Raw genomic sequence first — 26,278 nt, forward strand, 5'->3', positions numbered from 1 at the left:
ACTTATTGTGACCCGGTCACTACTCATAAAGTCCATTGAGGCGACCTCAGTCCACGCTTATTCTGTGGCAGGTAAAAAAGAGGGAGAGCGAATATGAGCATGCACGCAGTGGTTTATGACAAGGTCGGAAGTGAAATGGGTTTTACCATCCGGGAGATGCCCATTCCCGCGGTCGGTGACGATGAGGTCTTGTATGAGGTTGAAGCTTTTGGATTAAATCAGGCGGACCTCTTGTTGATCCAGGGACGGCATTATGTCGTTCAGGACCTCCCTATTCGACTGGGTTATGAAGGGAGCGGCACAGTTGTTGCTGTCGGCAAAAATGTAAAAAATTTCCGGGAAGGCGACAAGGTAACCTCCATGCCAAATGTGGATGGTCCTTATTCAAATGCCGGTACTCACGCGCTGGCGCAGGAAAGGTTTCTGACAAAACGGCCTGCTGGCTACAGCGCGCAGGAAGCAGCCCATCTCTGGATGCAGACCCTGACGGCATATTATCCGATGGCGGAGCTTTTCCCTATCAAGCCAGGGGACTGGGTGATGATTACGGCGGCTACCGGAGGATCGGGGCTCGGTGCGATACAGATGGCGAAGCTTTTGGGGGCAAGGGTCATTGCAACGACCCGATCGCCGGAAAGAAAAGGGGCTTTGCTGAAGCAAGAAGGTGCTGACCATGTGATCGAAACATATGGATCCAACCTGATTGATGAAGTGAACGACATCACCAGTGGCAAAGGGGTAAGCCTGATCTGCGATTCCATTGGCGGACCTTATGTAAACACTTATGCGTCAACTCTGGCGCCGCAGGGTATTCTCTATGTTTATGGCGTGTTATCAAACGAAGATATGTCATTGCCTGTTCTGACCCTTGCGCACCGGGGTGCGGGTCTTTATGGCTATTCGCTGATTAATGAGCTGCGCAAACCGGGTGCTCTGGAACGGGGACGGGATTTTGTGCTGGCTGCCCTGGAAGCGGGAAAGATCAAACGCCCGGTTATTGACCGTGTCTTCCCCTTTGCAGAGGCTGCAGAGGCTTACCAATATCTGATGAACGGAACAAGGGGCGGCAAGATTATCGTCTCTGTGAAATAATATTATATAATCCAGCGGTCGCCCGATAGGCCATACCTTCTGAATAAGGGGCGGGTGCCTCGTGTCAACTTCCGACTAAATCCTGCCCCCAAAACCAACAAAAAACATTCTCTTGCCTGGTAAGGTGTCTATGAAATTGGGGGAAATTCAGTTACATGGAACTGATGACACGTTTTCAGGAAAGAATAGTCAAATGGAAATCACGGTTAATTTTTTGGACAACCTTCGGCTTGAGGCCAGGTTTGATGATTTTACGATCACGACCGACCAGCCTGTTCGTTATAAGGGCGATGGAACCGCGCCAAGTCCGTTTGATTATTTTTTAGCCTCTTCCGCCCTTTGCGCCGCATATTTTATAAAGGTTTATTGTCTGTCGCGGGATATCCCGACAGATGATATTCGGGTTTCGCAAAATAATATTGTTGATCCGGAAAACAGATATAATCAAACCTTTCAAATTCAGGTCGAATTGCCGCCCGGCATTTCGGAACGTGACCGGCTGGGTATTTTAAGGTCGGCGGATCGCTGCACCGTGAAAAAAGTTATCCAGCAAACCCCTGAATTTAAAATTGAGCCTGTGGAAAACCTGGATGATGCGTCGTTGCTGCAAGGGTATGAGGGCGATGGCAATACGATGATTGTGGGCAAAGACCTGCCGCTGGAACAAACGATAGCTAATATGACGTCCGTCCTGTCGGATATCGGTATTAAAATCGAAATTGCGTCCTGGCGTAATCTTGTGCCAAATGTCTGGTCGCTTCATATCCGCGAAGCTGCCTCCCCGATGTGTTTTACCAACGGGAAAGGGGCGACGAAGGAAAGCGCCCTTTGTTCGGCTCTGGGCGAATATATTGAACGGATGAGCTGTAATTTCTTCTATAATGACTATTATTTCGGTGAAGAAATCGCGAACAGAAAATTTGTCCATTACCCCAATGAAAAATGGTTTAAAGCAGGTGCCGATGATGCTTTGCCAGAGGGGCTGATGGATGAAAGATGCCTGCAACTTTATAATCCGGATGGTGAATTAAGGGCGTCTCATTTGATTGACACAAATTCGGGGCTTGCAGAACGCGGGATTTGTGCCTTGCCCTTTACGCGCAGTTCGGATCAGAAAACGGTCTATTTCCCGTCCAACCTGCTCGAAAATCTGTTTGTCAGCAATGGTATGAGTGCCGGCAATAATTTGTATGAAGCAAAGGTGCAATGCCTGTCTGAAATATTTGAACGGGCCATCAAACGACAGATTATCGAGGAAGAGATCATTCTGCCTGATGTGCCAAAAGAAATTCTGGCAAAATACCCCCATATTCTGGCTGGCATAGAGGAGCTGGAAAATAAAGGCTTCCCCGTTTTGGTCAAGGATGCATCCCTGGGGGGCAGGTTCCCTGTCATGTGTGTGACCTTGATGAACCCGAAAACAGGCGGCGTTTTTGCGTCCTTCGGGGCGCATCCAAGTTTTGAAGTGGCGCTGGAACGTTCCCTCACTGAATTATTACAGGGACGCAGTTTCGAAGGCCTGAATGACGTCCCGCCCCCGACTTTCAATAGCCATGCGGTGTCTGAACCGCATAATTTTGTTGAACATTTTATTGATTCAACCGGCGTCATATCATGGAAGTTCTTTAGCGCGAAACATGATTATGAGTTTTGCAAATGGGATTTCAGCGGCACGACAGAGGAAGAAAATGATTGTCTGATGAACATCCTCACCGGCCTTGGCAAAGAGGTCTATGTCGCGACCTATGAAGACTTTGGCGCGACGGCGTGCAGGATATTGGTGCCTGATTATTCGGAAGTTTATCCGGTCGAGGATCTGATTTGGGATAATACCAACCAGGCCCTGATGTTCAGGGAAGATATATTAAACATCCATTCGCTGACGGATGAAGAGCTTGAAGATTTGTTGGAGCGTCTCGAACAGTCGGAACTGGATCATTATACCGTCATATCAACCCTGATCGGCATCGCATTTGATGAAAATACGGTGTGGGGCAAGCTGGATGTGGGTGAGTTGAAAATGCTGATTTACCTGGCCTTGCAACAATATGAAGAAGCGAGAGAGATCGTTGGCGACTTCCTGAATTTTAATGAGAATACAGTCGAACGTGTTTTATTTTATCAGGCACTGGGCGCAGTTCTTGATATTACAATTGATGATGACCTGGATATCGAGGACTATGTGCCAAACCTCACCAGAATGTATGGCGTGCAAGTCATCGAAAATGTGCTGGGGTCTGTGACGGGGGATGTCAGATTTCCCGGCTTGACAAAGACGAGCCTGAAACTCGAAGGACTGGATAAACATCTGAAATTGATTGAAAGCTATAAAAAACTACATAAGGTGCGGGGATTACAACAATAAACGGCATTTGGAGGCGGCCCTCTATGTACTGTTATACAGGGCTTTGCCGGCTTGACGACCTGCTTGGTGGCAGTGACACTGTTGATATTCTGGCGGGGCCTTGCATCTCTGGTTCCTGGGAGTTTACCCGCCGGTGATGAATAGTGCCGTGCCTCCAATATAGAGGACAAAAATCAAAGCGCTCTCGAAACCGATGTTGGCGATACCACGGCGTTCCCGGCGCAACATACCAAGCACCAATATAGCCGTCAAAAGAATGCTGAGCGCTGTGAGGAAGTAAGGCTTGTCCGAGACGGCGTGAAAGAGAGATCCTTCCCGGTAGGCGATATCTGAGGAGGCAATGAACAGGGTGTCGAACATGTTGCCGCCAACGATTCCACCCATGGCGAGCGTCAGAGCTCCCCGCCGAACTGCCGCAATCGTTGTTATTAGCTCGGGTATGGAGGTCGCAATGGCCGTAAAATAGGCCCCGACGAGGCTTTGCGACAGCCCGGTCTTTGCTGCGATTGCGGCACCGCTTGCGGCGGTAACATATCCGGCCACGATCAGAACTGCAGCCAGAGCGCCGAACCGTATAAAAAGCGCCATCCGGATGCGTCCTCCCCCTTTTGCTTCTTTCGGAACATCCAGTCTGGTCTCCAGCGTTTTCCTGGGGCCCCACATCGGCAGGGTGCGCGAATGCATCGCAAGACGCAAACCGTACGCGTAACCAAACAGAATTGCGAAAGTGGCGGGATGAATCCCAAAGATCGTATACTCTGGCTGAGATGCGGCAATGAAGGGCAATATCATCAAGGCGATCAATACGACCGCTTGCATCAGGTTCACGAGTGAGGCAGCTGCGTGCTCAAGGTTGGCGCGGCGATACGTGATATCGGCGATGGCCAGAAAAAAGGTCTGGGCGGCTATGCCACCGACGGCGTTGCTGAAGGCCAGTTCAGCATGTCCCTGAGCAGCGGCGGTAGTTGAGGCAACGATACCGGGAATGGACGTGCTGCCTCCCAGTAAAACACCCCCGAACAGCGCCTCGCCAATACCGGTTCGGTCCGCAAGTCGGTCCGCGACCCCTGCCATGCGCGTGCCTGCCAATCCAATGACCAGAGCCGCCAGGATAAAGGCCGCGATGGAAACCCAAAGGGGAGTGTTAGCTATAGTGATCACTTGAACTTGTCCTCTTCTGTTGGACTTATCCCGCAACTATAGCAGAGAGTTTTTGCGGGTGTTAACAAATGCCTCAGCCTAGGGGATTATGCAAAGGAGCACTGGTATATCAATGAGGTGGGCCGTCCTGGAAGATCTTCGCGTGCCACCGTTCTCTGGACCGGATCAGTCCAGGATTATATCTTGAATATGGCTCCTGTCCATGCGCTTTTGGGTAACGCCTTTGTCAGTGAGCTTCGATGTCTGTGGCTAAATCCTCTGTCTTTGAGAGGCAGAGCGCAATTATACATTTTCAGCAGATGCCGATGAAATGAATTCTTGCGAAGTCAGTTGTCAGTTTGTGGCAACTTCCGTTTAAATCCTCCAAAAAAACAATAAATGAAGAAGCCCGGTATCCGCCGGGCTTTCAAGGGTACCTGACATCCTCGCAGGCTCAGTTCAAAAATATTATACTCCAAAGGAGATAATGTATTCCGCCATATTGTGCTATAAGGCATTTTTCTAACACCCGGAGGAAGGACGCATATGAGCCGTATGTTTAAGGAACTGGCTTACGCCGCGACCCCGCTCGGGGAATTGAGCTTACGGCGGCGCCGGGAACTAACGCTGGATATCGACGTTTACGAGATCAAACTCAATGATGAGTTTCTCATGTCCAGCCTGTTCACCGAAGCGGAAAAAGAACTGGCCAGGCTGGGACTGGCAGACCTTAAGGGCGAGGCCCTGGATGTGGTGGTCGGCGGCCTCGGGCTCGGCTATACGGCTGTAGAGGCTTTGAAAAACCAAGCTGTGCAAGACCTGCTGGTGGTTGATGCTCTTGAACAGGTGATCACCTGGCATAAGGAAAAAATCCTGCCGCTTGGCGAAATCCTGAGCGAAGATCCCCGCTGCCGGTTTGTCCATGGGGATTTTTTCGAGTTGGTCAAAGGCGAGGGGCTGGATCCGGATATGCCTTTGCGGCAATTCCACGCCATTCTTCTGGATATCGATCATTCCCCCCGCTTTACCCTGCACCCCAGTCACGACAGTTTTTATACGCTGGAAGGGCTAAAACGGCTGAAAAGCTTTCTTCTTCCCGGCGGTGTTTTTGCCTTATGGTCGAATGACCCTCCTGATGAGGAATTCCGGCAGCTGCTGGAGGCTGTTTTTGCTGACGTTCAGACTCATATTGTGACCTTTGAGAACCTGCACCAGAATGGGGATTCTACAAATACAGTCTATGTGTCCCGCAAGGCCGGAACTTTACCGTGACTTGGCAGTCTGCGAGCGGCAGGTGTCCGGAACCTTAAGTTGTCGATAAATAAATGGCAGGAAGATGTCAACCGAAATGTAAAGGCCCGGTGATCCGGTGGTCTGAATCCACATGCAGGATGATATTGGCATAGGCGGGCATGGTTTCCAGCATGAAGCGGGTCAGGCGCTCGTAATGCATGATAAAACGCTTTACCGCTGCCTCATCCATCAGCCGGGTGCCTTTGGTGGGCCCGTCGGCCTCGGCAATTTTCCGGGCCAGCTTTTGTTCCTGTTTCAGGCGGAAAGACTGAACGCATTCGAAGGACTGTACCTTCAGCATGATCAGATAATCCAGCATATTGAACAGGTCCTGATAATGCGTCCGGAGCTCATCGTTGGCATAGTGACGCCAGGTGCCTTCCGGATCCTCAAAGCGTTCCAGCTCATTGACCGGGGTATTCAGGTCTTGGTCATTTTGCGGCCGGGCCCCGACACACCAGCCTTCGAGAATGACGACTTGCGCCGGACCTTCCCAGCTATCCCAATCACTTTCAGGGCGACGGTCGTCGCGGGATTTGTCAAAGCGGGGAATGCTGGTGATTTCGCCTTCCCGGGCCTGTGCCAAATTGTTTATGGTGCGGATCCCAAGATCAATATCGTGGGTGCCGGGCACGCCCCGGGTGACAAGCAGGGGGTGGACCTGCCGGGACAGGGCTTCCCGTTCGGTCCTGGTCAGGTATAGGTCGTCAATGGAGAGGACGGCGGTGCTCAGATCGTAGCTGTGTTCAAGAAGCAGTTTCAGGAAGGCCGCCATTGTCGACTTGCCGCTACCCTGGGCGCCGTTGAGGCCAATGACCAGTGACCGGTCCAGATCTTTATGGAGTTCAGCTATTCTCAGCGCGACAGGCCTGTAATAGCGATCCACCGTCTCCCCAAAGTCTGGCGGCAATTGTTCCGCCTCGATCAGGTGTTGGATACTGGCGTCTGGAATTTTCCTCATCCTGCCGTCCCCTTTCCGAACAGGACGCGCAGTTCTTCTTTTGCCTGTTCCAGGATTTTCTTTTGGTCTTCATCCAGGTTTTTACCGGCACGGTTGATATAAAAATTCAGCATGGACATGGCCGATTGAAAAGGGGTTCCCTTGCGTCTGCTGCTTTCCTCGGCCGAGTGTTTGAGAGAAGCGGCAATTTTTTTTGGGTCATGCCAGGTAAACACGCCCTCCTCCAGGTCAAGGGCATGGCTTTCTTCCGTCACTTTTCCGGACCATTTCTTTTTCTCGGAGCCGGTCGTCATATGTTAATCCCTCTGGGGTTAGACCATTTTCCGGGGATCGACCCAGTCATCAAATTGTTCTTCGGTGACAACTCCCAGTTCAAGGGCGGCCTGTTTCAGGCTTTTATTTTCCGCATGGGCTTTCTTGGCGACCTTGGCGGCATTGTCATAGCCGATGTGCGGATTAAGTGCCGTGACAAGCATCAGGGACCGGTCCAGAAGTTCGGAAATGCGTTCCCGGTCGGGCGTGATGCCGGTGACGCAATTGTCAGTAAAGCTCCGGCAGGCATCGGACATCAGGCGGATGGACTGCAGCAGGTTATAGATCATGACCGGTTTAAAGGCATTGAGTTCAAAATGTCCGTTCGAACCGGCGACGGTGATCGTGACATGGTTGCCCATCACCTGGGCGCAGACCTGGGTCAGGGCTTCACACTGGGTCGGGTTGACCTTGCCCGGCATGATGGAGGAGCCGGGCTCGTTGGTCGGCAGGATCAGTTCCCCGATACCGGACCGGGGACCGGAGGCCAGGAAACGGATGTCATTGGCAATTTTCATGCAGCCGGTGGCGATGACATTCAGGACGCCGGAGGTTTCTACCAGGGCGTCATGGGCGGCAATGGCCTCGAACTTGTTTTTGGCACTGGTGAAGGGCAGGCCGGTGTCCTGCACGAGTTTTTCGACAAACAGTCCGGCAAAGCGCGGATCGGCATTCAGCCCGGTGCCGACGGCGGTGCCGCCCTGGGCCAGTTCCATCAGCCGTGGCAGGGCATCCTGCAGACGGGCAATTCCAAGTTCCACCTGGCGGGCATAGCCGGAAAATTCCTGCCCGAGCGTGACCGGTGTGGCGTCCTGGGTATGGGTGCGGCCGGTTTTGACGATATCGGCGAATTCTTCGGCCTTTGATCCCAGAGCTTCCCAAAGGTGCTGAAGGGCAGGCATCAGCCGGTGTTGGATTTCTTCTGTCGCGGCAATGGACATGGCTGTGGGGAAGCTGTCGTTGGAGCTTTGGCCCAGATTGACATGGTCGTTGGGATGAACCGGGTCCTTGCCGCCGATCCTTCCTGTCAGGATTTCGTTGGCCCGGCCGGCAATGACCTCGTTGGCATTCATATGGGTCTGGGTGCCGGAGCCGGTCTGCCAGACGACCAGCGGGAAATGATCCATGAGGGTGCCGTTGATGATTTCATCTGCGGCCCGGACGATGGCGGTGCCCAGGTCCTGATCCAGCAGGCCCAGCTCCATATTGCTGAGGGCTGCGGCTTTTTTCTGCAGACCAAGCGCCCGGATCAGCGGGGCGGGCATGCGCTCTTCACCAATTTTGAAGTTTCGCAAGGATCTTTCAGTCTGTGCCCCCCAATAACGGTCTTCGGGGACGTCGATCTCGCCGATGCTGTCTGTTTCCCTGCGGGACATGTTTCGCTCCTGTGGTTGGCGGGCTGCCGGACAAAAAAATGAATTCAGAATGATAGGCCATTGCGGGCAATTCAAAAAGCATATTTCTCTTTTTCGCTGAAGCGACTGCCACCCTTTCTTCTCCTCCGGATAAATGCGGTTTTTCAGTATCGTATTAATTCTTTTGAGTTGAAAATTTTCCGGAAACAGGCCCACAGAATGTTATTTTATATAGCTGATTTTCTGCTTCCCTGTTACTCTGGCAGCGTGAAATAAGATGCAGGGAGTTAAGCATGCGGCATTCAACACCGGTCTCAACGGTTCGGGAAGAAACCTTCAAATTTTTTCGTGAAATGGGTGTTGACCGTATTTTCGGTAACCCGGGCTCGACGGAGCTTCCGATGTTCCGTGATTTTCCCGATGATTTTGACTATGTGCTCGGCCTGCAGGAAAGTGTGGTGCTGGGAATGGCCGACGGTTATGCCCAGGCAACACGACGTCCGGCGGTGGTCAATCTTCATTCTGCGGCCGGGGTCGGCCATGCCCTCGGCAACCTGTTTACTGCCTGGAAGAACCAGACGCCCATGGTGGTGATTGCCGGTCAGCAGGCGCGTTCCATCCTGCCGTATGAGCCGTTTCTTTTTGCCGACCAGGCGGCGGAGTTTCCCAAACCCTATGTGAAATGGAGCAGCGAGCCGGCCCGGGCCGAGGATGTGCCCCTGGCCATTGCCCGGGCCTTCTATACCTCCCTGCAGCCGCCCTTCGGCCCTACCTTTATCTCGGTGCCGGTGGATGACTGGGATGTGCCCTGTGATCCATTGGAGGTTCGTCAGGTCAGCCGGTCTCTGGGGGGCGATGAGGAAATGCTGAACCAGGTGACGGAGGCGCTGGCCGCCTGTAAAAAACCGGTCTTTATCGTCGGGGCGGAAGTGGCCCGGGACGATGCCTGGGAGGAGGTTATCGCCCTGGCGGAACGGCATCAGGCGGCGGTCTGGGCAAGTCCCATGTCAGCCCGCAACAGCTTTCCCGAGGATCACGACCTGTTCGCCGGTTTCCTGCCGGCCATGCGTGAAGAAATCGTCAAACGCCTTGATGGTCACGATGTGATTGTGGTTCTGGGGGCGCCGGTTTTTCCCTATCATGTGGAGGGGCATGGGCCCCATATACCCGAAGGGTCTGCACTTTATCATCTGACGGCAAATCCGGGACATGCCGCCCTGTCACCGGTCGGTATGTCTATCCAGACCAGCCTTAAGGCCGGTATTGCAACCCTGTTGCAGGGGCCGCAGCCAAATGCCGCGCGAACTGCGCCGCCAATGCGTCAGAAGCCCGCCAGAGAAAGCGGCAAACGCCTGACCGATATCTTTTTGTTCCAGTCCCTTGCCGACCTGAGGCCTGCCGGCAGCATCATAGTGGAAGAAGCACCCTCCAGCCGCCCGGTCATGCAGGCCAACATGCCGATCCTGGACAGGGACGGTTTTTATACCTGCGCCAGTGGCGGGCTCGGCCATGGACTGCCGGCGTCGGTCGGTGTGGCGCTTGGCCGGCCGGGAGAGAAAGTCATCTGCATCCTTGGTGACGGCTCCAGCATGTATGCCATTCAGGGCCTGTGGTCGGCGGCACAGCAGGGCCTGCCTATAAGCTTTGTCATTGTCAATAACGGCAGCTATCAGGCGCTGGAAAATTTCGGCCCGCAGTTCGGCCTGCAGAAGCTTGTGGGCACGCAACTGCCGGGCATTGATTTTTGTGCGCTGGCCGTGGGGCAGGGGGTTAGTGCTGCCCGGGTCGACAAACCGGAAAATCTTAAACAAGCTCTGCTTAACTCTTTCAATGCAACGGGGCCTACTCTGGTTGATGTCATGGTCGAGGAATGATGCGCCTGATCTGATGGGCGCCGCTTCCACCAATCTGCCTCAGGTGTTTTAATGCACCATGGTACCCTGCGCTATGGCGATTATGCCATGAAAATCCTTCTCGATGCTGTTCTGGAGACGGGATGTAAAAAGTCGGATCTCGAGATCAAGGTTTTCGGAGGAGGAAACGTCATCAAGAGCCTGTCAGCCGTTGGCAGCGAGAATGCCTGTTTTGTGCTTGAATTCCTTGAGAAGGAAGGATTGAAGGTGGAGGCCTGTGATCTGGGTGGCCCCTATCCGCGTCGCGTTCACTACTTCCCGGCGACAGGCAAGGTCGAACGGCTGCTGTTGCGTCGTTCTGCCGATGCGCAATATCTGGATGAAGAGGAAAAACTGCTCCGCAGTTGCATGGAGAGAGGCGTCAAGCCGGCCGGTCCTGGAAGAGGGGGGAAGCGGTAATGGCTAACAGATCCAAAAGTGTCCTGATCGTTGATGATTTCGCCCTGATGCGGCAGCTTCTGGCCAGCATAATCGACAAGGCGCCGGATCTGAAAGTGGTCGGTACCGCACCCGATCCTCTGATTGCCCGCAAAATGATCAAGGAACTCAATCCGGATGTGGTGACCCTTGATATTGAAATGCCGAAAATGGACGGCATCACCTTCCTCTCCAAGATAACGACCGTTCCCTGCCCAACCTGATCCGTTATCTGGATGAGACACTGAATGACGGGATATCAAAAGTTCAGAACCTTTGTAAACAGGCCCTGATTATGGTCACCGACCTGGAGACGGTGATCGAGCATGTCACAGAGACAGAGGAACTGGTGCTTAAAATCGAGGATATCAACAAAAAGACCAATCTGCTGGCGTTGAATGCCAAGATCGAGTCCGCCCGGCCCGGGGAAGCGGGCCGGGGTTTTTCCGTCGTGTCAGATGAAATGCGGGATCTCTCCAATATGGTGAATTCGGTGGCGGGAAAAATCCAGGGCAAAATGGGAGAGGTGTCCAGGGGTATCCGGGCCGGCTTTGACACCCTGAAGGATATTGCAAATACCGCTATCAATCCCAATATTGCCGCCAAGGACCAGATTGGTGAAATGATGAGTAACCTGATGGAGTATAATACTGAATTCAATGGTAAACTCCAGGAATCCTCCAAGCTTTCCGAAAAAATTGCCGGGGATATTCCGGCCTGACGACGGGTCTGCAGTATCAGGATCGCTCGAGCCAGTATATGCAGACAATCAGCACGACCCTGAGACTTGTGGATGACTTTCTGGCGGAAATGCAGGCTGCTTGTAAGAATGGCGCAGTTATGGCGAGATGTCGATGGAGGACCGGGAAGTTCAGGACTGGATTAACCGGCTTGGGGAAAACTTCCCCCTGCAGGAAGTCAGGGACAGGTTTCTCGAGGAGCTTGGCCTGAAAAAAACGGTTTCTGTTTCAGAATCTGACGGTGGTTCCGCCGGTAACCCGGCCGATGAGGATGATGGTATTGAAATGTTCTAGACTGGCGAAGGTGCCTCATTCCGGGGTGCAGTTGCATTTTGAAATATCTTCCTGCTGACAGGCCTTATAGGTCTTCAGAAGCCCCTCAAGATAATGCTGGTAACGGCCGAGTTTTTTTCCCATGAGTACTTCAAGGGCCTGTTCCGAATGGCTGATGGCTTTCTCAAGACGGGATGGATCTTTCCGCAGGACCGCCAGATTGCAATTCAGTTCCCCCAAATTAATTTCCACTTCCGCCCAGTTGGCCGGGAAACGGTCGCGGGTATAGACGGTTTGAGCCTTGAGAAATTCATCTATTGCGCTGGCAAGCCGGGCGGGATCTTCTTCAAGCTGCGACAGAATGGCGAGGCTGACGGCAAGATTGTTCTGGACCATGGCCCAGGTCAGACCGGTTTTCTCCGGGTCAAGCCAGCGCAGGGCTTCCCGGCAGTGCTCGCCGGCCAGATGGACGAGCGGGATGCCTTCCCTGCCCTTGTTATATCCCTTGCGGTACAGGGACAGGCACATATTCTGCTGGGTCAGGGCCCAGTCCACTGGCTGGAACTCGGGATTAAGAACGGTGAGGGCGTCGCGCATGGACTCCAGTCCCCGGTCGAAATTATATTCAGCTTCGTCACCCTCGGTCAGTTCACCGAGCCGCATATAAACCACACCCATATTGCGTTTTTGCAGGGCCCAGAGTTGAGGCATGGCCTTTTGATTCAGAACCTCGGCAGCTTCTGTCATGGCGTGTTCGGCCAGACGCAGGAAGTCGCGACTTTTTTCCGGGCTGTCTGCATAAAGATGCTGGCGGATCAGGGTGCTGGCCAGATTGATCTTGAGGCTGGCCCAGTCCCGGGGAAACTGTTTCCGGTCCCGGACGCTGAGCGCGTCCCGGCAGCTTTTCTCTGCTTCCCGGTATTGTGTGAGGTCCGCATCATAGTCTCCGAGCAGGCGCTGTTTATAGCAAAGCTGTCCGTTGATCAGGGCCCAGAGCTGTGGGTCCGTTTGTGGGTCTATTGTGCGTTTGACATTGCGGTCACCGAGTATTGAAGCCCGAAGCCATTCCATGGACGTCTGATAGGACTGGACAGCTTCCTGCCGCAGATGTTTGAGGTCTTCTCCCGCAGGTGTCATCAGTTCAAGGGCAATTTTCTTGATGTCCGGCATGGTGTCGCCCGGCCGGGTCGGGTCCAGCGGGATTGCCAACTGGGCCTCGGAGAGCTGCGTAGGTCTGCCGCCGATATCCAGGGAAACCGGACTTATTCCTTCATTCGGAGAGATAAAGCGGACCTGCAGCCGTTCCCCGTCATTTTGTCCCCAGATCAGGATGTGGGCGCCGGTGCCGGTCAGCTTTTTCCGGCCGTCCTCCCTGATTTTTTCAAGACGGGCGCTGATGTCACCCGGGCCGGACAGAGACGGTCGGTCACAGGTTTGAAGGATGCTGACATAACGATTGAGTTTCGGATCATTGAGGAATTCTGAGGTCAGCGCTTCCTGAGCCCGGTTTTTTGGGTCGTTGGCAAAGCGTGCGATGACAACGCCAAGCTGTCCGGATGACGTCCTCAGGGGATTGAAGAACTCGTTTGTCCGGCAGACCAGATCGTTGTTTGTGGAAAGATTTCGTACAGCCAAGACGGCAATGACGATAACAGTAAACATCAGTAGCGTCGGCCACAGGGCAACGGGACGGAACCATGCCGGAGCTGTTTCCCGGGGGACAGGAGGCGGAGGTATCCGCTCCAGTGGTGGTGTTAAGTCGGGTTCCTCCGAAAGATAGAGGCTGCGGGCTTCCACGCCGAGTGCACGGGCAATTCGTTCCAGGGTCTGCGGATCGACCGGCAATTCACGAAAGACCTTGCTGACCAGATCCTTGGGAGCGGCCTCCAGGTCCTCCAGATCGGCTATGCGATTGGCGAGGGCGACCTGGGTTTTCTTTTCCAGGTCACTTTCGGCGAGGGCCTTTTCAAGTTTGATCCGCGATGCCCGGACGCCGCGGTTGCGTGTCCGGCTGTTCTGATCACCGATTCCGTTATTCTCCATCTTGCCCGACTCCCCGAATGTGGCGTTTCTGAAGAGTTGCCTTTCGACAGTCTATCGATAGCCGTGATCGAGTTCAAGCCGCTTAAAAAAATGTCATAAGGTCCGATAAGGACCGATAACGCCCTATTCCGTTCGATGTGCTTTACGCCAGACTAATTTATATTTTTCAGATGGTTACGGAGTACTTCAAGGACTCTCTGGCCGGTGCGGGCCTGAAATGAAATAACGGGAGAAAGATGTCATGGCGCTTTTAAAAGAGGTGATGGTAAACGGACGTATCTATGAAATTTACTATTTTACCGGTGCGGTTGTTGATGAAAAACAATGGTCTGAAACGGAAGTTTCGGGCAGTGGCGGCGGCGGTTATTCGGTTGGTAACCAGACAACACCCACCTATGTGGATGTGCGATCAAAAACCACCCGGCATAACCAGTTCATACTGCAGGGACAGGACGGACATGAGCAGTCCTTTTCTTTTGAAGACTGGGGGATCAGTTGCCGTAAAGGCAGCATCCTGACGGTCATGTGGGCCATTCCGAAAGGGCAGAAAAAAGGTCCCTATATTGCGGTTTATAATCATCAGATGAAGGAATATTTCTGGGGTGACGATTTCGCGGCCATGTTTTTCCCGGGCCGGGTCACGTTGCCCTTGCTGGGAAATATATCCTGGTGGCCGGTCGCGGCTTTTTTCACCACGCCATTTGTCTGGTCGCTGCTGTTGTGGTCGGAAGGGATGGGCTTTGCCGTCGGCCTGCTGGTGGCGCCTTTTTTCAGCTTTTTTGGTGTCAGAATGCTTGTCAAATCTATGGCCCGAAAAAAGGTCGAAGCCTATCTGACCGGAGACCCGGACCAACTCGGCGACAGGCTGTCAACAACGAAGAGCGAGGCCACCCCGATAGAGGCCTGATTTTTCAAATTTACAAGTAAGGAGATCATCATGAAACGGAAACTAGTCCTGGGATCAATCAGCGCAGCTTTATTGCTTTTGACGGCTCAGCCTCAGGCGCAGGCTGGGATATTTGATAAACTGAAGAAAAAAGCCGGGGAAATTGTCAAGGACGAGGCGCAGGAGGCGGCGAAAGACGCCGTGGGCCTTGGGGAGGAAAAACAAACCTCTCCTTCTTCCTCTTCATCAAAATCGGCCTCTGCGGGGTCTTCTGCCAAATCAGAGGTGAAAGTTTCGGGCGGTGACCAGCCGACCACAGCCGTTAAGATGGCGCGGGCGGTCCTCAGCATCGCGCCGGATATTCTGGAGACCCGGCCGGATCATCAATTGAAGCAATTTGTGCTGGTTTTTTATCCCGAGGAAAACAGCAAGCTTTCCAGCGAGTTTTACTGGCGCAAGAATAAGGTGGATTTCACGAAGAAGATGTTGAAAGAGTCCGAGGGCGCTCCGACGACGTTCGAAGTGGCCCCCTGGATGGATAACAGGTCGTTTCCCGAGGGCGCCCTTAATAACTACCCCAATGATCTGATGCTTCAGGTGGGCAGGTACGATTTCGATAAAGGGGCGTGGCCGGTTTATGTCCCGGCAGGGGATAAATGGATTATTCCCTGGGTCAGTCGCTATCGCGAACCAGTCGGGTATCAGGTCCCCGCAGTAAAAGAAGCAAAAACATACTGGATACCGATGTCCGCCGAGAAAGCAGAAAAACTGGATCAGACTTTTTTCGGATCCTACAAGCTCTACGCCCAATACCGGTTTACGGTGGCAGGAGTGGCCGGCGTTCATCCGGAGGAGCACCCGGACTATGAACAGAACAAGAAATATATGAAGGGCAAATACAAGGACCAGGTTCTGGACAAGCTGGTTCCCTTCGGGCAGATTTCCATCGAGGGAAATAAACTCGATCTCTATGTGAAGGCAGTCAAAGGTATTCCCAAATCAAAAGATGATTTTCAGTTCGTCACGAGTCTCGAACTGAAGCCTTAACAACGTTTCCGACGCAGATCAGTTAACAGGGCTGGCGGCGGTTTTCATTTGTCCCCGTCGGGCAAATTGGGTAAGACTTGCAGCCAGCTTTCTTATTCATATCCGCAGCGGAGGACATATCGGCCATGCCAGCAAACCAGATTTCAGGGAACAGGGCATGAGTTCGCGGCAAATGTTATTGCTGGTCCCGGGCCTGATAGTCGGGTTGCTACTGTGTGCTTTTGTCAGCCTTCTGATCGGGCCGGTGGATTTGTCGGTTTCGCAAATTCTGTCTGGGCTGGTTGGTCGCGGAGAAGAGAATATCACCATCATTGTCCAGGAACTTAGATTGCCGCGGGTCGCCATTGGCATTCTGGCCGGGGCAACCCTGGGCGTATCCGGCGCGGCCCTGCAGGGACTGTTGCGCAACCCGCTGGCCGATCCCGGTGTGATCGGTGTGTCTGCCTCTGCCGGTTTGGGGGCGGTGATTGCCATCTCCTTCGGCCTGGTCACGGTCTTTCCGCTGGCGGTGCAACTTCTGGCCATGGCCGGCGGCCTTGGTGCAACGGTAATCCTGCTTTATCTGGCCGCCCGGGACGCCAGCATCCTGACCCTGATCTTGGCCGGTATCGGCATCAGTTCGCTGGCCGCGGCAATCATGGCGCTGGTGATGAATTTTGCTCCCAACCCGCTGGCCCTGCAGGATATGGTCATGTGGCTGATGGGGTCGCTGGAAAACCGCACGTCCCAGGACCTTTTGCTGTCGGCTCCCTTTGTTGTTATGGGCTGGCTTTTGATGGCCGGGACCGGGCGGGGGCTGGATGCGACCAGTCTTGGCGAGGAAACCGCTGCTACCCTTGGCATTAATATGAAGCTGCTCAGACTGCGCATTATACTGGGCTCGGCCCTCAGTGTTGGCGCCGTGGTGGCAGTTTGCGGCACAGTCGGCTTTGTCGGGCTGGTCATGCCTCACTTCCTCCGCCCTCTTGTCGGCTATGCGCCTGGTCGCCTGCTTCTGCCCAGCGCCCTTGGCGGGGCCATATTACTACTGCTGGCGGATATGATTACCCGGGTGCCGTTCGGTAATCAGCAACTGCAGCTCGGCGTGGTGACCTCGCTGATCGGGGCGCCTTTGTTCCTGCATATTATCCATAAAACGCGGGAGATCATGCGATGAGCAATGAGTTTCCGCCAGAGCAGCGGCTTGAGGTCGGCAATCTGGATGTCAGCTACGGCGACAACAGGATCCTGCAGGATGTCTCTTTCCAGCTTCCACGCGGTCGAATGATCGGCCTGATCGGGCCCAACGGGGCCGGTAAAAGTACCTTGCTCAAATCCGTTCTGGGTCTGGTGTCCCGAACCGGTGGGACTGTCAGTCTGGATGGCGGAATGCTGGAGGATATATCCTTAAGCGAACGGGCGAAAATAATGGCCTATGCGGCCCAGGGGGCGCCAGTCCACTGGCCGCTGACGGTGGAAAAAATGGTGACGCTCGGTCGGCTGCCCCATCTCGGTCCGTGGCAAAAGATCGGAGAGCAGGACCATGCCGCCGTTGAAATGGCCCTGAAGATGACCGATAGTTATCATCTGAGGGAGCGCGTTGTCACCACTTTATCCGGCGGGGAACGGGCTTGTGCCATGCTGGCCCGGACCATTGTCACCGATGCCCCCTATCTGCTGGTGGATGAACCGGTGGCCTCCCTCGATCCCTCCCACCAGATACAGGTCATGGGGATCCTGAAAAAACTGGCCGCACAGGGGCACGGCGTACTGATCGTGTTGCATGACCTGACTCTGGCCCGGCGTTATTGCGATGAACTGGTTCTTCTGAACCGGGGACGTGTCCTGGCGCGGGGCGGTCCGGATGAAGTGCTCACCGATGACAATCTGTCAGAGGCCTACGGCATCAGGGCGGTTCGCTGGCAGGCAGAGGGGGAGGAATTCATCGTCCCCTGGAAGAAAATCTGACACTTAGCGTTCCAGCAGGAACTTCTCCATCGGCAGGCGCTCCTGCCATCCTTCCCTGACAAGTTCCGGGGTATCGGTCTGTTCCTCCGGATAACCGATGCAGAGATGACCGATGAAGACCCAGGAGGCGTCCACCTCCAGAAGCTCTGCCATCCTGTCCGGCGGCAGGATGCTGACCCAGCCGAGACCGACATCGTAACTGCGCAGCATCAGCCACAGGATTTGCACGGCGGAAACCACCGAATACATTTTCGCCTCGGGCATGGTGCGGGAGCCTAATCCTTTGCCGACAGCGGTTTCCACATTGGCAAAAACGCTGATCTGTACCGGGGCTTCCCTGAGACCGGCCAGTTTCAGCCGGGCATAGAGGGCGGCGTCTTCTCCGTCAAACTCGGCCAGGGCTTTCTCATTTTCCACTTCGAAAGCACGGATCAGGTCTTCCTTCTTTGCGGGGCTTTGAACCCGCACGAACCGCCAGGGCTGGGAATTTCCCACAGAAGGCCCGCGACAGGCCATTTCCAGGCAGTCGGTAAGGATCTCCTCTTTCACTGGGTCTGTCCGGAAACGCCGGACATCCCTGCGCCAGATCAGCAGATCGTGCAATTCTTTCCTGAAGGTGTCGTTAAATACCGGTTTTTTCATCCAGGTTGTCCGCTGTCGTGAGAATAAAGGATAACTGATCCGGTCCGGTCGTGAAAGCGTACATGTTGCAGGTGATGAAAAAGATGCTCTCTGGCCTTGTTCACCGAACTTTGTCTTGACGGTATATTTGTTTTTATTACAAACTAATAAAAAACGGGAGCATAAAATGAAAGCATATGAAATAGAGGCTGGCAGCACCAGCCTGGACGGGCTTAAACTTGTAGACCGGGAGAAGCCGGTGGCAGGTCCCGGCCAGGTCCTTGTCAGGGTCAAGGCAACATCGCTGAACTATCGTGATCAGGCCGTGGTCACGGGTAAATATTTTATCGGCCCAGTGCAGAACGCGACCATCCCCCTGTCCGACGGGGCGGGAGAAGTTGTGGAGATCGGTGACGGAGTCAGCCGCTTCAAGGCAGGTGACCGGGTTGCCGGGACATTTTTTCAGGGCTGGATCAATGGCCAGCCGCCGGCCGCGACGCCAGGTATTGCCCTTGGCGGCCCGCTTGACGGCATGCTTGCCGAATATGTTGTCCTGCCCGAGGACGGACTGGTGACTATTCCGGACAATCTGTCTTTTGAAGAGGCGGCGACATTGCCCTGTGCGGGGGTGACCACCTGGAACGCCCTGATGGAAGGCCGGACCCTTAAACCCGGCGATACGGTTCTGTGTCTTGGCACTGGCGGCGTGTCCATGTTTGCCCTGCAGTTCGGCCGCATGGCCGGGGCCCGGGTGATCATAACCTCGTCAAGCGATGAGAAGCTGGAACGGGCGAAGGCCATGGGCGCCGATGGCGTGATCAACTATAAAAATACGCCTGACTGGGCCCAGGAGGTGATGAAACTTACCGATGGCAAAGGCGTTGACCAGATTGTCGAGGTCGGCGGCGCCGGCACCCTGCCGCTGTCCTATCAGTCGGTGGGCTATGGCGGGGAAATTGCCCTGATCGGAGTGCTTGCCGCCGCGGACGGCGATCTCAGCCCGCATGGTCTGATGTTCAAGGCAGCCATGCTGCGCGGCATATTTGTCGGGCACCGGGACATGTTCGAAAATATGAACAAGGCCATTGCCATTAACGGTGTCAAGCCGGTGATCGGGGCTACGTTCGATTTCGATCAGGCGCATGATGCCTTCAAACATCAGATGACCAGCAGCCATTTCGGTAAAATTGTTATCACAGTATAAAAAAAGGGCATGCCGGGGTTTCAGCATGCCCTTTATTCCTGAGAACTAAGGCCCTAGCGGAAAAGGGTATCTACAAAGTCCGCGCCAATTCCGACCTTGTCATAATGTTCCTTGGCCATGGCGATATAGTCATGGACGTCGAAATGGCCAATGGATTCGCCGTTTTCATCGAGCCAGATCAACGGACCGGTGACGACAAAAAAGACCTGCATGGGATCTTCATGCTCATAAGCCACCAGGGTATGACCCTCGCCAGGCGTTTCATAAACGAAGTCGCCGGCGGTGGCCGTCCAGTCATGTTCCAGATAACCCCACTTGCCGCTGACGGTATAGGCAAAGATCTGGTGCGGATGGTAATGACGGTTCACCAGTCCGGCCTCTTTGGCCATCAGGATGTCGGCCCACATGTTGCGGGATGGGGAAATCCACAGCGGTCGGGAAGACACCGTTTCGGAAATGGGCACCCAGTATCTTTCATCACCGGAGGTGGTGTTGGGGTAATAGGTTTCAGGCGCGGCATCGGGTTTGAATACGGATTCGATTGGTTTGATGTCGCGCCAGAATTCGGTTTTTGGTGTTTCAGGCATGTTTTGCTCCTCTATATTTTAAAATTATCCAACGTTGCGGTCAGAATCCCCCCAGAATTTCTGGCGAATGGTCTTTTTGTCCATTTTATTGTTGGCGGTTTTCGGCAGCTCGGACCAGAACTCCACTTTTTTGGGGGCCTTCACTCCACCGAGACGAGTTTTGCAGTGGGCAATGACGTCTTCCTCGGAGATGCTGGCGCCTTCCGCCAGAACACAGATGGCGGTGACCGCCTCGCCCCATTTTTCATGGGGAATGCCGATGACGCCACATTCCAGAATTTGCGGAAGCTCCATGACGCAGGCTTCCACTTCGGCGGAATAGACATTGAAGCCGCCGGTGACAATCATGTCTTTCTTGCGGTCGACAATAAAGAAATATCCTTCCTCGTCCCGATAGGCTACATCGCCGGTATGGTGCCAGCCGAAGGCTCTGACTTCTTTGGTTTCTTCCGGTTTTTCAAAATAGCTGTGGCTGACCAGTGGCCCGCGGGACACGATTTCCCCACGCTCGCCAGGCGGCAGAAGGTTGCCGTCATCATCCATAATGCCGACCCGGACATGGGGCGTGGCGCGTCCGCAACTAGCCAGCCGTTCCGGATGGTCGCCGGCCGCTGCTTTCGCTACAGTAGCCGGATCGAGCCATGTGGTGATCATGGGAGATTCCACCTGGCCATAACACTGGCACATACAGGGGCCGAAAATTTCCACGGCTTGACGCAGTTTTTCCGGGGCCACAGGAGATCCCACCAGCAGGAAAATCTTTAGTGAGCTGAGGTCGTATTTTTTCAGATCCGGGTGATCCATAAGGATGTAAAGTGCGGTCGGCGGCAGATAAATATGGGTGACCTTGTATTTTTCGATGGCTTCAAGCACCTTGCCCGCATCAAAGCCCGGCAGGATCACCTGGGTGGCGCCGATGGAAAGGGTGGCGACGGTGACCGGACCGGCAGCATGGGTCAGCGGGGCGGTCACCAGGCAGACGGGTTCGACGTCGGGGGCATCCCAACAGCCGGCGGCGGTGGACAACATGGTGCCCCAGCCCAGGTTCGTCACATTGACGCCCTTGGACGGACCGGTGGTGCCGCCGGTGGCAAAAATGCCCACAATCTCATCAAGCTTGCCGAAGGCGTCACACTCTTCCTGCCAGTTGCTTTTTTCACCGCGTTTGAGGAAGTCTTCCAGGGACGGGTGATCCCCGTTGGGCTTGTCCAGGCAGACAGCAGTGGTGAAGCTGGGCACTTCGGCCAGAAGCTGTTCTACTTCCCGGGTCATGCTGGAATGATAGAAAATGCGCTCACATTTTACATAGTTCAGATACTGGATGTTGGAATCGATGGAATTTCGCGCATTGACCGGAATCCATTTTGCCCCAAAACGCCACAATCCCAGAAGAGCAACAAGCACGCCCCAATGGTTGGGGGCATACAGCGCTACAGTGGACTGATGGGCCGCGCCGTCGGCATCCATGGCTTTGGCAAACCGGTAGGTTTCTTCCTGAAGCTCCTTGAAGGTAAGGCGTTTGTCGCCCTCTATCAGGGCCAGGCGGTCTCCTGCCAGATCGGCACCTTTGTCAAAAAAGTCAATTGATCGCATGGTCTCTCACTCTTGTTTTATTGAAATATCATGGTGTTTTGGTTTTCGGGTTCCCGGCTTTTGCCTCCTGGGGATGGCTGATAAGCTCTGGACGCCGGTGTAAGGTCAAACTCAATATCACTGTCATGGTGCAGGCAATGGACGCTGCAATGCCCACGCCGATGCCCAGTGAGCTGGGAGTGCCGTCAAATGTATAGGCGGAGGTGACGGATCCCAGACTCCCGAAAAAGCTTTGAACACTTCCCAGAAAGGCGGCAGCCAATCCACCGACAGCGCCGAAAGCGTGCAGGGTCAATCCGCCCGCGGCCGGTACAATCATACCGAATCCGAACATAAACATCCATTGGCCCAGCAATATGGACCACAAGGGCCCGGTCGTCAGGATTGTCATGAAGATCAGAAGCCCGCCGCCGAGGGCGGTAAAGGTTCCCCCCATCTGCATCACGAAAGACAGGGAAATAAATTTAAGCAGGCGATTGCAGAGCAGAGAGCCGCAAAACTGCATCAGAGCCCCGATCGTGAAGAAAAGGGCGAAATATTTTACCGGAACCTCGTAATAGCCGGTCAGAATCAGGGAAGAGGAGGAGATCCAGGCCATTAGTCCGATGTACATCCCGGCCTGAATGGCAAAACAGGGGCCGCTGATGGGGTGGCGGATCATTTCCATGGCGGTCCTGAAGATGGCGCCAAAAGAGGATCTTTTCCGTTTTTCGACGGGCAGGCTTTCTTCAAGGCAGAAAAGAGCAAAAAAGAAGGAGAACAGGCTGACCAGCCCGGGAATCCAGAAAATACTACGCCAGCCGGCGACAAAAAGCAGGACCGTTCCGAGGGCTGGCGCCAGCATGGGGGAAAGGAAAAAGACGGTGGTCATAGCGGCCATTTTGCGGGCGAGAAGGGTACCGGTAAAATAATCGCGTATCATGGCCCGGGTCACGGTTACCGTCGCGGCAGCGCTGAGGCCAAGGGCAAGACGCCAGAAAATAAGTTCATTCCCGCTTTCGGCAAAGGAGCAAAAGAAAGTGGAGCAGACGTAGCCGCCGGTACCTATCAGGATTATCGGCCGGCGACCGATCCAGTCGGAAAGCCAGCCCCAGCCGATCTGGCCTGCGGCAAAACCAGCCATAAAAAAGCCAACCGTCAGCTGTGCCTCTGAGGCAGGGATGCCCAGATCCTGCATCATTTCCGGCATGGCCGGGATCAGGGCGTCAACAGCGAGGGCAGCTTGTGCCATAAGTGCACCCAGCAAGATGATGAAACTGCTGCCCTGGGGGTCAAATAATCGAGAAGACGACATTCCTGTTTCCCTGTCTGTTCATGATCCCCCGGATGACGAGCGACGGCCTGTTCCGGTGAAGTTCCCTGTTGTTCGTTTTGAACTTTTATGCTCCCGGGTGACGTGAAATGCGCTACCGTAGGCGAAGGAAAAGTTGCCGCAACGGAAGTATGACCCGAGAATCTCATTGATCAGTTCCACAGTAACACTTGACAGCCCATAGGGAAGTTCAGGTATAGTTAGTTATGCTTATTATACGTCATACGTCATACGTCATACTATAAATAAAAATGGCCTGTTACAACATATTACACAACATCAGGCCAGATTAAACACCGCGCTATTCACTGTCGTCATTTGAACACGAGAGAAGAATTACAAGCAACGACCTGAAGCCGGTATAGGGAGTTAACAGTCTTGGGAGAGATTTGTGATGCATCACTATTCCACAGATTCAGTCACGGCCTTTAATAAGCTGCTGTACTGGAACGACGCAGTATGCTCAACCTTTACGGAACTTGAGGCCGTCGCCTATCAGCCGAAGGAATTCAGGGCGTCCATGGATACGATTTTATTGGGTGACCTTCCGCTGGCCAATCCCCGCTCGGCACCGGCCCAGGTGAGCCGCACTCCAAAGCATGTCTCCAAGGCAAGGGACCATCTTTTTTTCCTGCATCTGCAGCTTGAGGGTAAGGTGGAAAGCCAACAGCATGGACATATAGCGGAGCTTGAGGAAGGGGATATGGTCCTGTGCGACAGTGCCTCACCCTACACCTTCGGTTTTGCGAGACAAAGCAGCACACTTGTCCTCGGAATTCCGGCAAAAACGCTTAAGCTGCATTTGCCGGCCCCGGAACTGTCCGCAGGTCTTAAGCTGTCCGGAAGCCGGGGGGCCGGGAATATCCTGCAGGCGATGCTGCGCAGTATCTGGAACCAGGCGCAGGAGGAGTTCACTCCCGAGGTCGGGCAGCGGCTGGCACAGAATCTTCTTGACGTTCTGGCAACTGCCTGCAGCGCTGAACATGGGATCATTGCCGATGAGTCCGCAGTTGCTGGCTCACGGCGCATTCAGATCAAGCGATATATTGAGGCCAATCTGCGTGATCCGGAGCTGTCTGTTGGCAAGGTGGCGGCAGCATTCAATATTTCCACCCGCTATCTGCATGTACTTTTTTCAAAAAGCGACGAGACAGTCTCAAATTACATTCAGCGTCGCCGTATAGAAGAATGTGCCCGTCAGATGTCCGGTGTGATCTGGCGCGGACATACCATTACGGAAATTGCCTTTGGCTGGGGGTTCAACAATTCAACCCATTTCGCTCGTGTATTCCGTAACCACTATGGCATGAGTCCGCGGGATTACCGCAATATTGCCGTGAACGGAAACGACCGGGAGCAAAAGACGCTGGCGACATGAGTATGGTTGACACGTTAACTGTTGTAATTTATCAACGACTGAGTGTGCTGCAAGCCGAAGAAGGTACGGGAATAGCCGGTTTGTGCTGAGGGATTGATTGAAAGTATGAATAAAATGAAAAACAGCAAAGGCAAGGCAGAAGCGAATTTGTCATCGGGCAAACCGGTGAGTTTGAAAGGCCTTGACGATTTGCTCGGTTACCAGCTAAAGCGGGCCCAGATCGTTTTGCAGCGGGATTTTCTTGAAACTCTTGCGCCCATCGGGCTTACTCAGCGGCAGGGCGCCACGCTCTGGCTGATCAAGGAGAACCCGGCAATTTCCCAGTCAGAACTCGCCACTGTGCTGTTGATGGACAGGGCAACCATGCTGGTGATTATTGATAAACTGAGCACTCGCGGGCTGGTTAAACGCAAGAGATCCAAGGTCGACCGCCGTCGTCATGAGCTGTGCCTGACCGAGGAAGGGGAGGCTCTTCTGGCCCAGGCAAAAGAGCTTATCAAGGGCCATGAAGAAAGGTTCAAGAAGCTTTTCTCCGGGGAAGAACTGGCATCCTTTTTCAAATTCCTTGAGGTTATCGCCAGCCGCTCCTGACGCTGGTCGCCATTCAGATAGCTGACTTTATTTCGAACCTGGAGGTTTTGCCTCCGGGTTTATTATTGTCTTTTTTTTCCTTGTCTTCCTCCCTCCCACGATGGACGGAACGCCGCTGTTTTTAGCCTATATCCGATAATCATTACAGGTTGCGGATCGTAAAATAATAATATGGCACACAAACAAAAAATAATATGCACCACAAACAAAATGTGGCATGCTTCGGATAACAAAAACGACGGTGCCAGTGCAGGGAAGGGAGCCTCGTCACAGGCTGGGACTTCCGCGCACTGTCGTGACCGAAAATATAGTGGAGCAACAATGGGGCTATGAGATGACTGCAACAGTCCATGCCAATATCAATTATATCGCACCTATGGAGGTACAACCCAAATATCACGCCAATGATTATACGAAAGATATCCTGGAAATGGATATACGGTCCATGGAGATTGTCAATGCACGCAGCCTGGAGGATCCCCCCCGGTTCGAACGGGAAGGCTTTGTCCTGGTTCGGCACGAGAGCGCCGTCGAGAATTTTACAGATTCCGTCACCGTGGCTCAAATTCATCCACAGGAGATAAAAGCCCTGGTCAAGGAGGTCACAGGTGCCGACGAGGTTCTGGTGACTTCTCCCGGCCTTCTCCGTTTTGGGGAAAAGAGCGGCAAGGCAGGAAGTCTGAATAATTCGCGCCCGGCCCGGTTTGCCCATGTGGACGTAAGTCCTGCAACGGCAGAGGGGATGGCAAAAATGATTGCGCCGGAAGGCAAAAAAGTGCGGCGTTTCACCCAGGTCAATGTATGGCGCGCCCTGACACCAGGGCCGCAGGATGTGCCGCTTGCTCTTTGTGATGTGCGTTCGGTCAAATCTGCGGACCTTGTGTCGGCGGAGGCGGTATTTGACGAACCCGGAAAACCCCGCTGGTCTTTCGAGGGACTGGTCGTCGGGCATAACCCCGGGCATCGCTGGATGTATTACCGGGACATGAACCGGGATGAGGTTCTGGTGTTCAATACCTATGACAGTGAGAAGGGCCAGGCCATCCAGGTGCCCCATGTGGCCTTTGACGATCCGTCCTGTCCGGCAGATGCTGTGCCCAGGGCAAGCATCGAGATGCGGGCAACGGCCTTTTGGTATGATGATTGACGGGTAACTGTAACGCGCAAAACTTTCGAATGTCGTTCGGTTGCCTGCCGGCTGGATGATC

General features: G+C 54.0%; 24 protein-coding genes and 1 pseudogene. 16 read left to right on the forward strand and 9 right to left on the reverse strand.

All coding sequences use genetic code 11. The features are described 5' to 3' along the window. Nucleotides 1–93: 93 nt before the first annotated feature. Together ACORNT_RS06130 and ACORNT_RS06135 are read left to right on the forward strand one after the other, a co-directional pair. A complete protein-coding gene (locus ACORNT_RS06130; RefSeq protein WP_321396808.1) occupies nt 94–1,092 on the forward strand; it encodes a zinc-dependent alcohol dehydrogenase family protein in 999 nt (332 codons plus the stop codon). Between the two features lie 193 nt (nt 1,093–1,285). After that, entirely contained in the window at nt 1,286–3,457 is a 2,172-nt protein-coding gene (locus tag ACORNT_RS06135) for an OsmC domain/YcaO domain-containing protein (protein WP_321396811.1), read from the forward strand. Nucleotides 3,458–3,580: 123 nt separating this feature from the next. Here the strand turns inward: ACORNT_RS06135 and ACORNT_RS06140 are convergent, their stop codons facing one another. Continuing rightward, the gene (locus ACORNT_RS06140; protein ID WP_321396814.1) at nt 3,581–4,618 is read right to left on the reverse strand and encodes a hypothetical protein; all 1,038 of its coding nucleotides are present in this window, start codon (nt 4,616–4,618) and stop codon (nt 3,581–3,583) included. Nucleotides 4,619–5,143: 525 nt separating this feature from the next. Here ACORNT_RS06140 and ACORNT_RS06145 point away from each other — a divergent pair. Then, nucleotides 5,144–5,869 (forward strand): hypothetical protein, encoded by a 726-nt coding sequence (locus tag ACORNT_RS06145; protein ID WP_321396817.1) that lies wholly within the window; start codon nt 5,144–5,146, stop codon nt 5,867–5,869. A 67-nt stretch (nt 5,870–5,936) separates the two neighbouring features. Here the strand turns inward: ACORNT_RS06145 and ACORNT_RS06150 are convergent, their stop codons facing one another. Genes ACORNT_RS06150 through fumC form a run of 3 tightly spaced genes read right to left on the reverse strand, consistent with a single transcriptional unit; the run spans nt 5,937 to nt 8,539 of the window. Next, entirely contained in the window at nt 5,937–6,851 is a 915-nt protein-coding gene (locus ACORNT_RS06150; protein ID WP_321396820.1) for a hypothetical protein, read from the reverse strand. Beyond that, on the reverse strand, nt 6,848–7,144 hold the full coding sequence (locus ACORNT_RS06155; protein ID WP_321396823.1) for a DUF3175 domain-containing protein: 297 nt from the start codon (nt 7,142–7,144) through the stop codon (nt 6,848–6,850). The genes ACORNT_RS06150 and ACORNT_RS06155 overlap by 4 nt, the downstream gene beginning before the upstream one ends. An 18-nt stretch (nt 7,145–7,162) precedes the next feature. Next, a complete protein-coding gene (fumC, locus tag ACORNT_RS06160; protein ID WP_321396826.1) occupies nt 7,163–8,539 on the reverse strand; it encodes a class II fumarate hydratase in 1,377 nt (458 codons plus the stop codon). Nucleotides 8,540–8,811: 272 nt separating this feature from the next. Between fumC and mdlC the strand changes: the two genes are divergently transcribed. The 5 genes and pseudogenes from mdlC to ACORNT_RS06185 all read left to right on the forward strand — a co-directional run bounded on the left by mdlC (nt 8,812) and on the right by ACORNT_RS06185 (nt 11,882). Further along, nucleotides 8,812–10,392, forward strand: a complete 1,581-nt coding sequence (mdlC, locus tag ACORNT_RS06165; RefSeq protein WP_321396829.1) for a benzoylformate decarboxylase — start codon at nt 8,812–8,814, stop codon at nt 10,390–10,392. A gap of 51 nt (nt 10,393–10,443) precedes the next feature. After that, on the forward strand, nt 10,444–10,830 hold the full coding sequence (locus tag ACORNT_RS06170; protein WP_321396834.1) for a hypothetical protein: 387 nt from the start codon (nt 10,444–10,446) through the stop codon (nt 10,828–10,830). Next, nucleotides 10,830–11,048 (forward strand): annotated as a pseudogene (locus ACORNT_RS06175) (response regulator); the annotation flags it as partial. The gene ACORNT_RS06170 and the pseudogene ACORNT_RS06175, both read left to right, overlap by 1 nt. A gap of 95 nt (nt 11,049–11,143) precedes the next feature. Continuing rightward, nucleotides 11,144–11,569 (forward strand): methyl-accepting chemotaxis protein, encoded by a 426-nt coding sequence (locus tag ACORNT_RS06180; protein ID WP_321396839.1) that lies wholly within the window; start codon nt 11,144–11,146, stop codon nt 11,567–11,569. A 127-nt stretch (nt 11,570–11,696) separates the two neighbouring features. Then, entirely contained in the window at nt 11,697–11,882 is a 186-nt protein-coding gene (locus ACORNT_RS06185; protein ID WP_321396841.1) for a hypothetical protein, read from the forward strand. 15 nt (nt 11,883–11,897) lie between these two features. Here ACORNT_RS06185 and ACORNT_RS06190 read toward each other — a convergent pair whose 3' ends face one another. Further along, complete coding sequence (locus ACORNT_RS06190; RefSeq protein WP_321396844.1) at nt 11,898–13,904, reverse strand: hypothetical protein; 2,007 nt, start codon at nt 13,902–13,904, stop codon at nt 11,898–11,900. A gap of 241 nt (nt 13,905–14,145) precedes the next feature. Between ACORNT_RS06190 and ACORNT_RS06195 the strand changes: the two genes are divergently transcribed. The 4 genes from ACORNT_RS06195 to ACORNT_RS06210 all read left to right on the forward strand — a co-directional run bounded on the left by ACORNT_RS06195 (nt 14,146) and on the right by ACORNT_RS06210 (nt 17,784). Further along, complete coding sequence (locus tag ACORNT_RS06195) at nt 14,146–14,811, forward strand: hypothetical protein (protein ID WP_321396847.1); 666 nt, start codon at nt 14,146–14,148, stop codon at nt 14,809–14,811. A 30-nt stretch (nt 14,812–14,841) separates the two neighbouring features. After that, complete coding sequence (locus ACORNT_RS06200) at nt 14,842–15,837, forward strand: hypothetical protein (RefSeq protein WP_321396850.1); 996 nt, start codon at nt 14,842–14,844, stop codon at nt 15,835–15,837. 157 nt (nt 15,838–15,994) lie between these two features. Then, nucleotides 15,995–16,993, forward strand: coding sequence for an iron ABC transporter permease (locus tag ACORNT_RS06205; RefSeq protein ID WP_321396853.1), 999 nt, complete (start codon nt 15,995–15,997; stop codon nt 16,991–16,993). Then, nucleotides 16,990–17,784: an ABC transporter ATP-binding protein gene (locus tag ACORNT_RS06210; RefSeq protein WP_321396856.1), complete on the forward strand. Its 795-nt coding sequence runs from the start codon at nt 16,990–16,992 to the stop codon at nt 17,782–17,784. The genes ACORNT_RS06205 and ACORNT_RS06210 overlap by 4 nt, the downstream gene beginning before the upstream one ends. Nucleotides 17,785–17,787: 3 nt before the next feature. On the opposite strand, the gene bluB is transcribed toward ACORNT_RS06210, so the two are convergent. Next, a complete protein-coding gene (bluB, locus tag ACORNT_RS06215) occupies nt 17,788–18,426 on the reverse strand; it encodes a 5,6-dimethylbenzimidazole synthase (RefSeq protein WP_321396859.1) in 639 nt (212 codons plus the stop codon). Nucleotides 18,427–18,592: 166 nt separating this feature from the next. Between bluB and ACORNT_RS06220 the strand changes: the two genes are divergently transcribed. After that, nucleotides 18,593–19,609 carry an NAD(P)-dependent alcohol dehydrogenase gene (locus tag ACORNT_RS06220; protein ID WP_321396862.1) on the forward strand — a complete coding sequence of 339 codons (1,017 nt, stop codon included), beginning with the start codon at nt 18,593–18,595 and terminating at the stop codon, nt 19,607–19,609. Between the two features lie 53 nt (nt 19,610–19,662). Here the strand turns inward: ACORNT_RS06220 and ACORNT_RS06225 are convergent, their stop codons facing one another. From ACORNT_RS06225 to ACORNT_RS06235, 3 genes are read right to left on the reverse strand one after another with little or no spacing between them, the layout of a single operon-like run. Further along, nucleotides 19,663–20,196, reverse strand: coding sequence for a 2,4'-dihydroxyacetophenone dioxygenase family protein (locus ACORNT_RS06225; protein WP_321396865.1), 534 nt, complete (start codon nt 20,194–20,196; stop codon nt 19,663–19,665). Between the two features lie 24 nt (nt 20,197–20,220). After that, on the reverse strand, nt 20,221–21,789 hold the full coding sequence (locus ACORNT_RS06230) for an AMP-binding protein (protein WP_321396868.1): 1,569 nt from the start codon (nt 21,787–21,789) through the stop codon (nt 20,221–20,223). A 28-nt stretch (nt 21,790–21,817) separates the two neighbouring features. After that, nucleotides 21,818–23,083, reverse strand: coding sequence for a multidrug effflux MFS transporter (locus ACORNT_RS06235; protein ID WP_321396871.1), 1,266 nt, complete (start codon nt 23,081–23,083; stop codon nt 21,818–21,820). A gap of 412 nt (nt 23,084–23,495) precedes the next feature. Here ACORNT_RS06235 and ACORNT_RS06240 point away from each other — a divergent pair, with 412 nt between their 5' ends. From ACORNT_RS06240 to ACORNT_RS06250, 3 genes are all read left to right on the forward strand, one after another. Continuing rightward, on the forward strand, nt 23,496–24,479 hold the full coding sequence (locus ACORNT_RS06240) for a helix-turn-helix domain-containing protein (RefSeq protein WP_321396874.1): 984 nt from the start codon (nt 23,496–23,498) through the stop codon (nt 24,477–24,479). Nucleotides 24,480–24,584: 105 nt separating this feature from the next. Then, on the forward strand, nt 24,585–25,070 hold the full coding sequence (locus ACORNT_RS06245; protein WP_321396877.1) for a MarR family transcriptional regulator: 486 nt from the start codon (nt 24,585–24,587) through the stop codon (nt 25,068–25,070). 334 nt (nt 25,071–25,404) lie between these two features. Further along, the gene (locus ACORNT_RS06250; protein ID WP_321396880.1) at nt 25,405–26,217 is read left to right on the forward strand and encodes a CmcJ/NvfI family oxidoreductase; all 813 of its coding nucleotides are present in this window, start codon (nt 25,405–25,407) and stop codon (nt 26,215–26,217) included. Nucleotides 26,218–26,278 lie beyond the last annotated feature (61 nt).

It is taken from the genome of Emcibacter sp., assembly GCF_963675455.1.
GTDB lineage: Bacteria > Pseudomonadota > Alphaproteobacteria > Sphingomonadales > Emcibacteraceae > Emcibacter.

Excerpts from the sequence above, each read along its gene's own strand:
- ACORNT_RS06130 (WP_321396808.1), top strand. The coding sequence starts at position 94 with ATGAGCATGCACGCAGTGGTTTATGACAAGGTCGGAAGTGAAATGGGT.
- ACORNT_RS06135 (WP_321396811.1), top strand. The coding sequence starts at position 1,286 with ATGGAAATCACGGTTAATTTTTTGGACAACCTTCGGCTTGAGGCCAGG.
- ACORNT_RS06145 (WP_321396817.1), top strand. The coding sequence starts at position 5,144 with ATGAGCCGTATGTTTAAGGAACTGGCTTACGCCGCGACCCCGCTCGGG.
- ACORNT_RS06150 (WP_321396820.1), bottom strand. The coding sequence starts at position 6,851 with ATGAGGAAAATTCCAGACGCCAGTATCCAACACCTGATCGAGGCGGAA.
- ACORNT_RS06155 (WP_321396823.1), bottom strand. The coding sequence starts at position 7,144 with ATGACGACCGGCTCCGAGAAAAAGAAATGGTCCGGAAAAGTGACGGAA.
- fumC (WP_321396826.1), bottom strand. The coding sequence starts at position 8,539 with ATGTCCCGCAGGGAAACAGACAGCATCGGCGAGATCGACGTCCCCGAA.
- mdlC (WP_321396829.1), top strand. The coding sequence starts at position 8,812 with ATGCGGCATTCAACACCGGTCTCAACGGTTCGGGAAGAAACCTTCAAA.
- ACORNT_RS06170 (WP_321396834.1), top strand. The coding sequence starts at position 10,444 with ATGCACCATGGTACCCTGCGCTATGGCGATTATGCCATGAAAATCCTT.
- ACORNT_RS06180 (WP_321396839.1), top strand. The coding sequence starts at position 11,144 with ATGGTCACCGACCTGGAGACGGTGATCGAGCATGTCACAGAGACAGAG.
- ACORNT_RS06185 (WP_321396841.1), top strand. The coding sequence starts at position 11,697 with ATGTCGATGGAGGACCGGGAAGTTCAGGACTGGATTAACCGGCTTGGG.
- ACORNT_RS06190 (WP_321396844.1), bottom strand. The coding sequence starts at position 13,904 with ATGGAGAATAACGGAATCGGTGATCAGAACAGCCGGACACGCAACCGC.
- ACORNT_RS06195 (WP_321396847.1), top strand. The coding sequence starts at position 14,146 with ATGGCGCTTTTAAAAGAGGTGATGGTAAACGGACGTATCTATGAAATT.
- ACORNT_RS06200 (WP_321396850.1), top strand. The coding sequence starts at position 14,842 with ATGAAACGGAAACTAGTCCTGGGATCAATCAGCGCAGCTTTATTGCTT.
- ACORNT_RS06205 (WP_321396853.1), top strand. The coding sequence starts at position 15,995 with ATGAGTTCGCGGCAAATGTTATTGCTGGTCCCGGGCCTGATAGTCGGG.
- ACORNT_RS06210 (WP_321396856.1), top strand. The coding sequence starts at position 16,990 with ATGAGCAATGAGTTTCCGCCAGAGCAGCGGCTTGAGGTCGGCAATCTG.
- bluB (WP_321396859.1), bottom strand. The coding sequence starts at position 18,426 with ATGAAAAAACCGGTATTTAACGACACCTTCAGGAAAGAATTGCACGAT.
- ACORNT_RS06220 (WP_321396862.1), top strand. The coding sequence starts at position 18,593 with ATGAAAGCATATGAAATAGAGGCTGGCAGCACCAGCCTGGACGGGCTT.
- ACORNT_RS06225 (WP_321396865.1), bottom strand. The coding sequence starts at position 20,196 with ATGCCTGAAACACCAAAAACCGAATTCTGGCGCGACATCAAACCAATC.
- ACORNT_RS06230 (WP_321396868.1), bottom strand. The coding sequence starts at position 21,789 with ATGCGATCAATTGACTTTTTTGACAAAGGTGCCGATCTGGCAGGAGAC.
- ACORNT_RS06235 (WP_321396871.1), bottom strand. The coding sequence starts at position 23,083 with ATGTCGTCTTCTCGATTATTTGACCCCCAGGGCAGCAGTTTCATCATC.
- ACORNT_RS06240 (WP_321396874.1), top strand. The coding sequence starts at position 23,496 with ATGCATCACTATTCCACAGATTCAGTCACGGCCTTTAATAAGCTGCTG.
- ACORNT_RS06245 (WP_321396877.1), top strand. The coding sequence starts at position 24,585 with ATGAATAAAATGAAAAACAGCAAAGGCAAGGCAGAAGCGAATTTGTCA.
- ACORNT_RS06250 (WP_321396880.1), top strand. The coding sequence starts at position 25,405 with ATGACTGCAACAGTCCATGCCAATATCAATTATATCGCACCTATGGAG.